11 protein-coding genes and 2 tRNA genes are annotated in these 13130 nt (G+C 55.1%); 6 read left to right on the forward strand and 7 right to left on the reverse strand.

What is annotated here, in order from left to right:
- Positions 1–4 precede the first annotated feature (4 nt).
- The 5 genes from nqrE to AC2FPW_RS19545 are packed head-to-tail and all read right to left on the reverse strand — an operon-like array spanning position 5 to position 4631.
- On the reverse strand, positions 5–613 hold the full coding sequence (nqrE, locus tag AC2FPW_RS19525; protein WP_209507136.1) for an NADH:ubiquinone reductase (Na(+)-transporting) subunit E: 609 nt from the start codon (positions 611–613) through the stop codon (positions 5–7).
- On the reverse strand, positions 613–1266 hold the full coding sequence (locus tag AC2FPW_RS19530; RefSeq protein WP_496815030.1) for an NADH:ubiquinone reductase (Na(+)-transporting) subunit D: 654 nt from the start codon (positions 1264–1266) through the stop codon (positions 613–615). Before AC2FPW_RS19530 ends, nqrE begins: the two co-directional genes overlap by 1 nt.
- On the reverse strand, positions 1266–2081 hold the full coding sequence (locus AC2FPW_RS19535) for a Na(+)-translocating NADH-quinone reductase subunit C (protein ID WP_267365756.1): 816 nt from the start codon (positions 2079–2081) through the stop codon (positions 1266–1268). The genes AC2FPW_RS19530 and AC2FPW_RS19535 overlap by 1 nt, the downstream gene beginning before the upstream one ends.
- Positions 2074–3282, reverse strand: a complete 1209-nt coding sequence (locus AC2FPW_RS19540) for an NADH:ubiquinone reductase (Na(+)-transporting) subunit B (protein ID WP_496815031.1) — start codon at positions 3280–3282, stop codon at positions 2074–2076. Before AC2FPW_RS19540 ends, AC2FPW_RS19535 begins: the two co-directional genes overlap by 8 nt.
- A gap of 5 nt (positions 3283–3287) precedes the next feature.
- A complete protein-coding gene (locus AC2FPW_RS19545) occupies positions 3288–4631 on the reverse strand; it encodes a Na(+)-translocating NADH-quinone reductase subunit A (RefSeq protein ID WP_496815032.1) in 1344 nt (447 codons plus the stop codon).
- Between the two features lie 296 nt (positions 4632–4927).
- Between AC2FPW_RS19545 and AC2FPW_RS19550 the strand changes: the two genes are divergently transcribed.
- Positions 4928–6043: a THUMP domain-containing class I SAM-dependent RNA methyltransferase gene (locus AC2FPW_RS19550; protein WP_496815033.1), complete on the forward strand. Its 1116-nt coding sequence runs from the start codon at positions 4928–4930 to the stop codon at positions 6041–6043.
- 118 nt (positions 6044–6161) lie between these two features.
- Positions 6162–6238, forward strand: a tRNA-Pro gene (locus tag AC2FPW_RS19555).
- Between the two features lie 592 nt (positions 6239–6830).
- On the opposite strand, the gene AC2FPW_RS19560 is transcribed toward AC2FPW_RS19555, so the two are convergent.
- Together AC2FPW_RS19560 and AC2FPW_RS19565 are read right to left on the reverse strand one after the other, a co-directional pair.
- Positions 6831–7430: a hypothetical protein gene (locus AC2FPW_RS19560; protein WP_496815034.1), complete on the reverse strand. Its 600-nt coding sequence runs from the start codon at positions 7428–7430 to the stop codon at positions 6831–6833.
- Positions 7431–7558: 128 nt separating this feature from the next.
- Positions 7559–7643: transfer RNA gene (locus tag AC2FPW_RS19565), tRNA-Leu, on the reverse strand.
- An 834-nt stretch (positions 7644–8477) separates the two neighbouring features.
- Between AC2FPW_RS19565 and AC2FPW_RS19570 the strand changes: the two genes are divergently transcribed.
- The 4 genes from AC2FPW_RS19570 to AC2FPW_RS19585 are packed head-to-tail and all read left to right on the forward strand — an operon-like array spanning position 8478 to position 13114.
- A complete protein-coding gene (locus AC2FPW_RS19570) occupies positions 8478–8900 on the forward strand; it encodes a hypothetical protein (RefSeq protein WP_209507691.1) in 423 nt (140 codons plus the stop codon).
- Between the two features lie 2 nt (positions 8901–8902).
- Positions 8903–10915: a dynamin family protein gene (locus tag AC2FPW_RS19575; RefSeq protein ID WP_496815035.1), complete on the forward strand. Its 2013-nt coding sequence runs from the start codon at positions 8903–8905 to the stop codon at positions 10913–10915.
- 8 nt (positions 10916–10923) lie between these two features.
- On the forward strand, positions 10924–12666 hold the full coding sequence (locus tag AC2FPW_RS19580; RefSeq protein WP_496815036.1) for a dynamin family protein: 1743 nt from the start codon (positions 10924–10926) through the stop codon (positions 12664–12666).
- A 46-nt stretch (positions 12667–12712) separates the two neighbouring features.
- A complete protein-coding gene (locus tag AC2FPW_RS19585) occupies positions 12713–13114 on the forward strand; it encodes a hypothetical protein (RefSeq protein ID WP_496815037.1) in 402 nt (133 codons plus the stop codon).
- Positions 13115–13130 lie beyond the last annotated feature (16 nt).

Raw genomic sequence — 13130 nt, forward strand, 5'->3', positions numbered from 1 at the left:
CCCCTTACAGTTTCACGCCCGAGAAGGACATAAAGGCCATCGCCATCAGTCCGGCGGTGATAAAGGTGATGCCCAGCCCCTGAAGCCCGTCCGGCACATCCGAGTATTTCAGCTTTTCGCGCACGCCTGCCATCGCGGTGATTGCCAGCGCCCAGCCGAAACCGGATGAGATGCCATAGGTGGTCGCCTCGGCAAAATTATAGTCGCGTTCGACCATGAACAGCGAACCACCTAGAATGGCACAGTTCACAGTGATCAAAGGCAGGAAGATCCCCAGCGCGTTGTAGAGCGGCGGGAAATATTTATCGAGGATCATCTCGAGGATCTGAACCATCGCTGCGATAACGCCGATATAGGAAATCAGCCCGAGAAAGGTCAGATCCACATCCGGGAACCCGGCCCATGCCAATGCACCCGGTTTCAGCAGGAAGGACAGCAACAGGTTGTTGGCGGGCACGGTGATGGCCTGCACCACCATGACTGATATTCCCAGCCCGATGGCAGTCGAAATCTTCTTCGACACGGCGATGAAGGTACACATGCCAAGGAAAAAGCTGAGCGCGAGGTTTTCGATAAAGACGGCCTTCACGGCCAGAGAGATAAGCCCTTCCATCAGTGCGCCTCTACCTGCTGGATTTTGTATTCACGTTCTTCGACCTGGTTCGGCTTCCACGTGCGGAAAGCCCAGATTAGCAGGCCGATCACAAAGAACGCCGACGGCGGCAGCAGCAACAGGCCGTTGGGCACGTACCACCCGCCATTGTTGACCGTTTGCAGGATTGTCACCCCGAACAGGCTGCCCGAACCGAACAGTTCGCGGATGATGCCCACCAGCATCAGGATCAGGCCATAGCCCATGCCGTTGCCCAGACCGTCAATGAACGATGCTACCGGCGGGTTTTTCATGGCGAATGCCTCGGCGCGGCCCATAACGATACAGTTGGTGATGATCAGACCGACGAACACAGACAAAGTCTTGGAAATCTGAAAGGCATAAGCCTTGAGGATCTGATCCACCAAAATCACAAGCGAGGCGATGATCACCATCTGCACGATGATTCGGATCGAACCGGGAATCTGGTTGCGCAAAATCGAAATGAACATCGACGAAAACGCCGTCACCGACGTCACCGCTATGGCCATGACAAAGGCCACTTGCAGTGATGATGTTACAGCCAGTGCCGAACAGATACCCAACACCTGCAAGGTGATCGGGTTGTTGTCGACAAGGGGGTCGACCAACAGCTCTTTCTTGGTCTGCGACATCAGATCTCTCCTGCTTGCAACTTGGCCAGGAACGGCGCGTAACCCGCATCGCCCATCCAGAATTTCACAAGGTTGTCGACCCCGCGCGATGTCAGGGTCGCGCCCGCCAGCGCATCTACGAAAAACTCGGGCCCGGCCGCTGGTTGTGACTTGGCGACGGTGATCTGCAAGGCGCCGGCGTCATCATGCAGTTTCTTGCCGTTCCACAACGCCTTCCAACGCGGGTTGTCCACCTCGGCACCCAGACCAGGCGTTTCACCATGCTGATAGAATTGCAGGCCGAAAATGTCGTTGCCGTTCTTTTCCAGCGCGATGAAGCCATAAAGCGTGGACCACAACCCATAGCCATGCAGCGGCAGGATCACCTTGTCCAACGCTCCGCTGTCGTCGCGCAGCAGATAGATGACCCGATACTTTGCCTTGCGACCAATGCCTGCGGGGTCATCGTCAAGGGCAACACTTAATTCCGGATCACCGGCAGCGGCCAGATCGTCAAAGGTGGCTGGGTCGAACTGATCGTCCGCAAATTCGCCCGTCGCCAGATCCAGAACATGCGGCTCGAACGCGGCAAAGGCCTGGCTGACATCAATGCCGGGTTCATACACCCCTGCCACCTGCAGAATGTTGACCTGCTTGTCCTTCAGCTTGTTGGCCTCCTGCACCGGGCGCAGGCTGACTGCCGCGGCCGACACGATCATCGAGGCAACGAGACAAACCGCAACAGCGATGAAGATCGTTTTGCCAACCGAATCCGGTGAGGCCGCCAGAAACCGGGCAATCGCGCCCTTGCGTTCAGGGGATTGCGTATCAGACATGGCGACGCGCCCTCCGTTTGATGTTGGCCTGAACGACAAAATAGTCGATCAGCGGTGCAAAGACGTTGCCGAACAGAATGGCCAGCATCATACCTTCGGGGAAGGCTGGGTTGATCACACGAATTAACACAACCATGACACCAATCAGTGCACCATAGATATAGCGCCCGACATTGGTGTGGCTTGCCGAGACCGGCTCGGTCACCATGAAAGCCAGACCAAAGGCGTAACCGCCCAACACGACATGCCAGTACCATGGCATTGCGAACATCGGGTTCGTCTCGGATCCGATCAGGTTCAACAGCCAGGTGAACGCAATTGTGCCCGCCAGACATCCCAAAATCAGCCGATAGTTGGCAATCTTGGTGATCAGCAGGAAGGCCAGACCGATCAGGCAGGCCAGAGTCGAGGTTTCCCCGATACTGCCCTGAATGGTGCCGTAAAACGCGCTCCACCAGGTGATACCGTCAGCGGCCAGTGCCTGGTAGCCTTCGGCAGCCGACACAGCCAGAGCCGTCGCCCCGGAAAACCCGTCAACCGGGGTCCAGACTGCATCGCCCGACATCTGCGCGGGATAGGCGAAATACAAAAACGCCCGCCCCACCAAGGCAGGGTTGAGGAAGTTCTTACCAGTGCCGCCGAATACCTCTTTGCCGATGACAACACCAAAGATAATACCCAGGGCAACCTGCCACAGAGGCGTGGTTGCAGGCATGATCAGGGCGTAAAGCATCGAAGTGACAAGAAAGCCTTCATTCACCTCATGCCCGCGGACGGTTGCGAAAATGACTTCGAAAATACCGCCTGCCACCAACGTGACAATATAGATCGGCAGGAAGTACATAAGCCCGTGCATGACATTGGCAAAAATGCTGTCCGGACTAAGCGAGATGCCAAGAACCTGAAGAATTGCAATCCGCCAACCAGTTGCAGACTCTGGGCCAAGCGCGGAAATGGCCGAGTTTGCCTGATAACCGGTGTTCCACATTCCCCACAGGATGCACGGAATAGTAGCAATCACGACATACGTCATGATGCGCTTCATATCCACGTAAGACCGCGCATGAGGAGCAACGGTGGTTACGGTTTTCGGAGTGTAGATGAAGCTTTCCACCATCTCGTAGATCGGAAAAAGCTTCTCGTACTTGCCGCCCTTGGTAAAGTTCGGCTCGATCCGGTCAAAGAAGTTACGCAATCCCATTCGGATCAGCCCTCCTTTTCAATCTTGTTCAGGCAATCGCGCAGCGCCAGCCCGTATTCGTATTTCGCCGGACAGGCAAAGCCCACAAGGCCCAGATCCTCTTCGTCCAGTTCAAGCGCACCCAGTGCCTGAGCCGTATCCGTATCCATCACCAGCAAGGCCCGAAGCAATTGTGTGGGCAGGTAATCCTGCGGCATCAACTCCTCGAACACGCCTGTCGGCACCATCGCGCGGCGGCCACCGTTCAGGTTGGACGTGAAAGCATAGAGTTTTCTGGAAAAGGCCGAGCCCAATACTGGCTGGACGGAATACTTGGAAGGCATTGGTCGGATCCAACCCATCGGAATCTGATCGTGATCCTCTCGGATGATACAGATTTGACGGGCAAACCGCCCCAGATATCCGGTCGGTCCGTCGGCATGTTGACCCGACAGGATCGAACCCGAGATAATGCGGGGCGTTCCGTCCACACTTACCTCACCTCGTGTCAAGTCGTCCGTGGACGCGCCCATCACGGTGCGGATCAAACGCGGCTGACGCGCACCGGGCCCGGTCAAGGCGATCACAACACTCGGATCCAGACGCCCGGTCTGCATCAGGCGGCCAATCGCGATGGTGTCCTGATAACCGATAGTCCAGACTTGCTTTTCCCCCGAAATCGGTTCGAGGAAGTGAATATGCGTTCCTGCCAGGCCCGATGGATGTGGACCGGAAAACGCCACGGCCTCGACACCGGCGACATCCGCGCCGGGGATCGTGTCACCTTGTTTCTGGCAAATATAAGTCTTGCCTTCGGTTAGCTTGCTGACTGCCGCCAACCCAGCAGCAAAGGCCTCGGGCGCTTCGGCAATGATCGTGGCGGCATCAGCCGCCAAAGGGTCACTGTCCATGGCGGTCACGAAAATCGCGTTCGGCTTGGCACCGGGTTCCGGCATTTTCGAATAAGGCCTCGTGCGGAATGAGGTCCATAGACCAGCGACGCACAGTTTTGCAGTCACGCCTTCGGCGCTGTGCGCATCGCCCACGCTCGAAAAATCCAAGCCCGTGTCATTGGCGTCGGACACTTCGATGACGACGCTCTGCAACACCCTGCGGGCACCCCGGTTGATGGCAACAATCTTGCCTGTCACCGGTGCAACCATCATCGCGTCAGGCGCATCTTTGTGACAAAAGAGCGGCGTACCCCGCTCGACACGATCACCTTCCTGCACCAGCATCTTTGGCTTCAGGCCAATGTAATCCCCACCCAGAACGCCAACGGTCGAGTATTCCGGACCCGGATGAATGGTTTGGTCGGGAGCGCCTTCCACTGGCAGGTCCAACCCTTTTTTAAGTTTGAAAGTTTGCATGCCGCTACGTTCTTCCAAGCCTCTTTCCTGCGCCAGCCCTGCCGACACCCTTTAGGGGTCATGCAATAACGCGGTTTTTTCCGGTGCCCATCGCAAAAGCGTCGAAACGGGTCCAAATTCCGCAGGCGTATTTCTGATCACGGACCCTTTACGCGCGGATGCCCGCAAACGCAAACCTGTTACCGCCGAAAGTTAAGATCAAACTGCAAAATCTTGGAGTTTTCCCTCAAGATGGCCAAAAATTCGGGTCAAAATTGCGTGTCGCGCCCGCTGAACTTCCAGTGTAAGCAACCGGAATGAAAAAAGACACAGACTTCGAAATCTTTCTGATTGCCACCCCGGGCCTTGAAGCCCCCCTCTGCGCCGAGGCGCAGTCCAACGGGTTCGCTCAGGTCAAGACGATTCTAGGAGGTGTCATTTGCCGTGGTTCGTGGTCCGAGGTCTGGCGCGCCAACCTGACCTTACGCGGTGCAAACAAGGTTCTGGTTCGTCTGGGCAGTTTTCCTGCCGTGCATTTAGCCCAATTGGACAAACGTGCGCGCAAATTCCCGTGGGGCGAGTTCCTGCGCTCCGGTGTTCCGGTCAAAGTCGAGGCCACCAGCCGCAAATCCAGAATATATCATGCCGGTGCCGCACGGCAGAGAGTTGAACAAGCGATATCCGAAACTCTGGGCGCTCCGATATCTTCCGACGCCGATGTCAGGATCTTGCTGAGAATCGAAAAGGACATCTGTACATTTTCCGTCGACAGTTCTGGAGAGCTTTTGCACAAGCGTGGTCATAAAGAAGCAATTGCCAAAGCGCCAATGCGCGAAACGATGGCAGCCATGTTTCTGCGTGACTGCGGATTTAGCGGCAATGAACCGGTGTTGGACCCGATGTGCGGTTCGGGTACTTTCGTGATCGAAGCCGCCGAGATTGCCCTGGGGCTGCGCCCTGGTCGGTCCCGCAGCTTTGCGTTTGAAAACCTTGCGGGCTTCGACCCTGACCGCTGGCAAGACATGCGCAGCGAGTCTGAGGTTGCTGAATGTACTCTCACCTTCTGCGGCTCAGACCGCAACGCCGGAGCTATCGAAGCCGCAACAGCCAACGCCGAGAGAGCGCAGGTTAACGCCAACACGCGTTTTCAACAGCTTTCCGTCAGTGACATCAAACCCCCTGCGGGACCCGCCGGGCTGGTCATTGTGAACCCTCCCTACGGAGCGCGAATTGGAGATGAAAAGCGTCTGCGCTCTGTCTACGGAGCCTTGGGTAAATCTTTGATGAGCCGGTTTCAAGGATGGCGTGTCGGGATTGTGACCAGCGCTCCGGCTTTGGCTCGGGCGACCCGCCTGCCTTTGCTGGCGCCCGGTCCGGTCGTGGACCACGGAGGCACCAAGATCCGTCTGTACAAAACGGATCCGCTGCCATGAGAGTCGCGTGACCTGTTTTGCCCGTCCGTTACCGATCCAAAGACGGAAGATTAGGATGATCGCTTCTCAAAATCCTCTTGCGCATCGGCAAAGCCGCGTATAGATCACCCGCCACGGTCGGAGTGTAGCTCAGCCTGGTAGAGCACTGTCTTCGGGAGGCAGGGGCCGGAGGTTCGAATCCTCTCACTCCGACCAGTAAAACAAGGCGCCCAAAGGTGCCTTTGTTGTTTGCCGCTGATCGGCCGCAACGATATCCACAACGTTTCGTGTGCTGGATGTGCTCAGTTCGTTTGCAAGCGCCAGCTACCTACCACGCAGACGTACCTCATATCTTCCAGTCAATGATCCCAGCGGCCTTCTTAACCTCTTCTGGGCTTACGTGACTCATGCGCTTTTTCCAATGCCAATGTCGTTCCTGTGATGTACGTGCCTGGGTTTAAGTTATCCCCGGTGTTTTTGAGATCACCGACGCGATACATCAACTTGGCAACCTCGACAAAAAGACTTGAGGCCACATTGTTAACGCTGTTTTGGCCAGTACCGCCTGCCAAAACAGGCCGGACGGCGTTGTTATCTGCCTCTAGGTCCGAAAACCGCGAGTTTACGTCGCCAGAATCCACAAGCCGCGCGCTGACGGATGCTGTGTTGGCCGGCTGGGAATAAATTCCCCATCCGTCTCAGGGCATACCCTATCTCCAATGGGTTAAGCCCAGCAAAAGCAGGGTTTTTGGGTTATTTGTTGATTTCGGCCAAGTTATCTTTCCGTGGAGGAAGTCAGTGGTCGTCTTCAGATGTTTGCCACGCCTTTCGGCAATAAGACAAGTTCTCGATTCCTATAGAATGACACGTTATGGTCGTTAATGGCCTTTGCGTGCGCCATGGCTCGACCTCTCGCGTAGGAATTAACGTTTTCAGCCTTCACTATTTCAAATTCACACATTTCCAGTAGTGCAACCAAGCCGGAGAGATTGGGTGCAAAGACGTTGGTGAAATCACCGCCCAATTCCCCACGGGGGTAGATTTGCATGATCGGCTCCTTATTGACTTTTGGAGCTATTTCTTGAAGCGAAGCCGGGTTTTTGAGGCCATCTGTTAGAAAGTAATCGTCAATAGACGCTGTTTCAAAGAAGGCAGAACCCTCATCACGCAAGACTGAGCGCACGTTGTCAATCGCCTTTGAGCCCAATCCAAACAAATCACCCATTACAGCCCGCCCGGTTTGCGTTCCGCTGCTGCCAATTGGCCAATTGCGCGCGATAAGCAGCTTGTTCCAGTCCAACCCGTTCAACATTTGCGATCTGCGCGGGATCCCTGCGGTTTTCTTAACCTCCTCTGGACTTATGGACTGATAAGGAAAGCCCGATTCACCAATGGAAAAGATGCGCACTTTTAAGGGTGTCAGAGGTGTGCGATTGGATCGAAGACAAGAAATCCGGCAGCGAGTGAACAAGGGGCCAGTTGGGGGCGCTGAAGCAAACTAGAAACTTAAATTTTCAAAACTTCAATTCATCAAAATGGTGCGGGTGGAGGGACTTGAACCCCCACGCCTTGCGGCGCCAGAACCTAAATCTGGTGCGTCTACCAATTTCGCCACACCCGCAACTCAGCGCCGCAGCGCTGGATTGAAGCGGTCAATAACAAAGCTTGCTTCCGAGCGCGAGGGGTAAAATACATGTATCGCCAAGTTTGTAGATCCTCTGATGAGATATGGGGCAACCACGCTATCTTATGAAGATGTATAGCCCCAAGAGGCTTGTCAGTGGAAAGTTGATGGGAACATCAGTGGCCGTGAAACCCGATATCCTGCGGGACAATGTCCACGCTATTTTGGAAGAGCTCTTCATTCGTGCCGAAGTTAAAATTTGACCCAGCTAGCCTGCGAAATATCGCTCTTACGTTGACCAAAGTCCTAGAAAAAGCCGACAGCTTGTTGTCAGATCACCACTGGCGAACATGGAAATCCTACTTCATTGCCCTTGCGCGTTCATAGTTGAACCCATGGGAGGAGGCGCGGGATTACTCGCCACGACACCCCAGAAAACGCATCTGCGACCCTTTCCAACTCAGAGAGCAACTTCAGGTTTCTGAAACAACAAGAATAACTTATCCGACTAAAGTGTCCTTCAGGGCCACACAGATTTTTGAATATCCCGCACCGTCAGGTTCAGGCAATTGTGTTCCGCCGGTCTCCGCTCGGTTTCATACAGTAGGTGCGGAATGGCTCTTGCGTCATATGCATTCCCGCGCAGGTTGAGGCATTCTCAAGAGAACTCCACCACAAAGCTGCCACATTTCAAACGCCAAAAAATCTTATTCACGTCAAAATAAGACCGCCTTGAAGGGTCTTGTTGTTTAGCAGGAGTTAATGAGTCTTTTTTGCCACTTTGGCGCCGGTACGAGTTTCCTGCTCAACTCCAGTACAAGGTTTACTGCTGTGACCGATCTGAATCCCTCCGCTACTGCCGAGCAAGAGGCTGTCTTCTTTGCTCGCGAAAGCTTTCTTGGCGAACTCAAGATCCTGAACCGGGACCACCCGAACACGGGCTTTGGGATATCGCTCCGAACCCATTCCGGAGACCACTACCTGCTGGCCAATGCGCGTATGCCATTGCCCGCGGTCAAATCCGAAGGTTTCCCGACCGGACGCCGCGTTGCGTGCCTTGAAAACGGCGATCGCTTCAGCTCGATCGAAGTGCTGGCTGACGCCAAGGCTTACGAAACCATCAGCCCGCGCGCCGAGGCTGACATTCTAGGCAACGCTTTGGACCTGATCGCACGTATCGACACGCTGACAGGAATTCCAACGGGCCGTCCTTCGCATGAACCCCGCATCGCTGCTACGGGAACCGGAGGTTAAGCATGGCGCGCAATGATCACCTGTTGTCTGTAGGCAACGAAGCTCTGGCGCCGATGACTTCGGCAATGTCATCACTGACGGCGCAGATCGATCAATTGACTGAGGTGGCTGATGCGCGCTCCTCGGCACGTCTGGCAACACTCAAGACCCGGATGGAAAACTTCACCGCCAGCATCACCATGGTCGGTCAGGTAAAAGCGGGCAAATCATCGATTGTCAACATTCTCGCAGGGCGCCCATCTTTGCTTCCGTCGGATGTGAACCCGTGGACGTCGGTCGTCACAACCCTGAATATCAACACGCGTCCACCGGGCGATACCAAGGCCAAGTTCACCTTCTTTGAGCAGGAAGAATGGGACAATCTGATGGTCGGGGGCGGCCGGTTGGGCGAATTGGCCAACCGTGCCGGTGCAGATGACGAGATGGAGGACATTCGCCGTCAGATCGGCGAGATGAAAGCAAAGTCGGAAGAGCGTCTTGGAAAGCACTTCGACCTGATACTTGGCCAAAGCCACCAATACGATCACTTCGATGAAGAACTGATCCAAAGATATGTCTGCCTGGGCGATGAGGACGACCCGGATATCAATCCAAAAACAGGCCGGTTCGCAGATGTGACCAAGTCGGCCGAGTTGTACATGGATATTCCTCAGTACCCGATTGCGCTGAAACTCTGTGATACGCCGGGTGTCAACGATACCTTCATGGTGCGTGAACAGATTACCCTGCGCAGCCTGCGCGGGTCCGAAGTCTGTGTTGTGGTGCTTGCTGCAAGCCAAGCCCTGACCACCATGGACATGGCCTTGATGCGGATCATCGCTCAATTTGAGAACCGCCAGATTGTCCTGTTTGTAAACCGGATTGACGAGTTGTCAGACCCGGTCAATCAAGTCCCCGAAATCCGCGACCGGATTCTGGATACTCTGAAACAGAACAACATCGACGCAAAGACAAGTGTCGTGTTCGGCAGTGCCTTGTGGGCCGAGGCAGCACTGACCGGGAACCCCGAGATTCTGAACGAAGAATCCCGCGAAACACTCAATACATTTTACCTCGCTGCCGGGTTCGGTGATCAGGCCCCCTCGCTGGACAAAATCTGGGCATTGTCCGGTTTGCCTGACCTGCTGCTGGCGATAAACGAGCGTATTGCAGAAGGTGCCGGAGCGCGGCTGATGGATCGGGTTCGCCATCGCGCCCGCAACATCGCCAGCCAGATTCGTGCCACCGCCGTGGCAAAGACTCTGTCAGAGGGTGAAGGCGTTGCGCGTGATCTTGACGGTGTTTCTCCGGAAGATGCAATTGCGAAAGTTTCTGCGGAATATGAAAAGAAAGCAGCCGAACTGACCAATGCATTGCGTGACAAAGTATTGGAGCGCCTGAACTCGGCCGAGGCGAATTTTGTGAAGCGCGCCACGGATTCTCTGATCGCGCACCTTGAGAAGAATGGCGAGCAAGGCACTTGGCAATACGACCCTGCTGGATTGAGGACTTTGCAAAAAGCAGCTTATTTCAGTTTTGCCCGCGCAATGCGTAAGGATGCTGGCGCGCTCTACTCAACTGCGGCTGCGGATGTCGAAGCGCTGTATCACAAGATACTTGGCAACCACCTGGGTGAATTCAGCATCGAAGCACCTATCGTGCCGCGCGTTCCACCACCATTGGGGATTGGCCGGACGATCGCTCTGGACCTGCAAAGTACCTGGTGGCGACGCTGGTGGCAAAAGCGCAAAGGCTTTGAAGCATACGCTGCCGATTACACACGCCTGATCGCGTCCGAGGCAAATTCGATCACCAAGGATATCGAGGAAAACCAGATTGCGGCCGTGTTGGAAAACGTCCGCGCTATTCTGGCGGATTTCATGCGGGAACAGAAGGAAACGTTGCTGAGCATCTCATCATCAGCAGACAAAAACTCCGGCCAGACCTCGGCAGCGATGGCGGGCCTGCAACCTCAGAAATCGCGAGACGAGATTCTGGGTGACATCCTGAAAGACCTAAGCAACGAAGCGGCATAAGTAGAAAAATGGCAAAAGATTCACAAACACGCTTTGTTTCACCGAAAGCATGGGAACGTATCGAGCAGTGGTCCCGCCGCAAACCGGTTTTCGCTTTGATGGGTGAATTCAGCGCTGGCAAATCCACTCTGATGAACTTTTTACTGCGAACGCAAACCTTGCCAACGCAGGTTACTGCAACCCAGTTACCACCGGTCTGGTTTAGCTGGGGCAGTGAAAAACCATATATCAAGCGGCATGACGGAAGCGTCGAACCAATCGAGCTGGATCAGCTTGAGACTGTAGGCGTCAATGACGCGCAGTTCATTCGTATCTTCCTTGAAGCCGATATTCTGGAAGCCGTCGATCTGATCGACACCCCCGGCATCTCGGACCCCAAAATTTCGACAGATGTCTGGCAGCGCGCAGTCGGGCAGGCAAACGGCGTCATTTGGTGCACCCATGCGACACAAGCCTGGCGCGAAACCGAACGTGCAACGTGGGTTTCGCTGCCGGACCGCTTGCAACACAACTCGCTGCTGTTGGTGACGCGGGCGGATGCACTAAACCTTAAAGACCGTCAAAAGGTTCTGCGACGTGTCAATCGCGAAGCCGGACATCTGTTCAACCGGTCCATTTTGTTTTCCGCCCGGGATGCGATCAATGCCCGCGACAAGACTGGCGACGCCGAAATGTGGTCGCGCAGCGGTGGCGGCAAGATGATCGACAGTTTTCTGGAAATCACAGAACAGATCATGGACAATCGCGCCGATCAGCTGGCGCGGTACCAGATCGACAAAAGCCAGTCCGGCGCATTCAAGGTTCAACCACTGCGCCCCGCCCGCAAACCAGACGACCGAGAGGCACTGGCGGACGGCATCGAAGCTACTCCTTTGCGGCTGGTCAATCCGCTGGAAAACGAACAGCAACCAGAAGCCGACGATCATAATGTCGTAACAAGCTTCCCCATCCGGCCAGCCCGTGTAGAGCGACGCGTTGACGAAGGCGAACGGGTTCGGATCAACCCGGAAGACGCTGAACGGCTGCGGGCAGAAATGGTATCAGACACCGAGCAGATGCCTGAGGAAACCGATACCAGCGACGAGTTGCGTGCCTTCTTCAAGGACACCTCGAGCGATCCTCTTGAGTTGAAGAATGTCGCCGGTCTGGAAGAAGACGTGGACGAGTTCGACCTGTCCGGTGAATTCGGTGCTGCCGATAATGCTGACGACCTGCTGGGTGACGCTCCAGATGCTGAAACGGGCGACAAGTCCGTTGATGACGTGCTGACCTCGTTGAACACGACTCTGCGTGAAGCCGCGGCCGAAGCGGACGAAGTCGAAGTTTTCACGCCGGAAGTTGAATCGCGTGATGATCGGGGTATCGAAGTCTCGGTATCCTCCATTGCGGCTCTGATGGCGGCTCAGCCCGAGAACAACGCCGAGGATTACGAACCTGAGCCTGAGACAAACGGCTTGATAGAAGTCGTAGCCTCAGTCGAGGAAGACGCCCGCGATATCCGCCACGATGCGCACATCGATCTTCCAGAATCCGCAGCCGGGTCGCCGCTTAGCGCGTCGGATATGTGGCGGGAAATTACAAACAAGGAGGACCTGCCAAAGGACGCAGTCGGGCTTCAGAATGTATTCAAAGCCTTTCTTGCCGAATTTGACCAGATCGCAGTTGAATATAGTGCGAAACAGTCCAGACACGCCCCGCAAGCCATTCCAAAAACGAAAGAAAACAGCAATGCAGAATGGCATGTTTTGTAAGGATGCCTTAATCAAGGCGCTGAAAAGAAGGACGATAAAGAGTTAAATGTCCATTCAGGATGCATTGAACACTGCGATTGAAACGATACCCGACTGCATTGCAGCCGGGTATATCGACATGGAGACCGGCATGCTTTTGGGCAGCAGTGTCTCTGATTCTGATTGCGCTGAATCGCTGGACACTTTGGCAATAGCAGTGGCCAATCTGTTTCAGGGGCGGGGTGTCGCTGCATTTGAAGCGCTCTTGCACGAGGCCGGAAACACTGATGAGGAAAACGCCGGGTTTGGGGAAATCGCGGTATTTTCAAAAGACCGGTTGAACATCTTTTTGCGGACCAGGGAATATCCTGATCATGTGGTCTGCTATATCTGCCGCAACAGCACGAATGTAGGGCTGGCGCTCACGAAATCGCATCTCAGTCTCAAGCCGGTTGCGGCCGCAGTCTGAACGGGACCAGAGGGGG

The sequence above is a fragment of the Ruegeria sp. SATB027 genome (assembly GCF_059613825.1).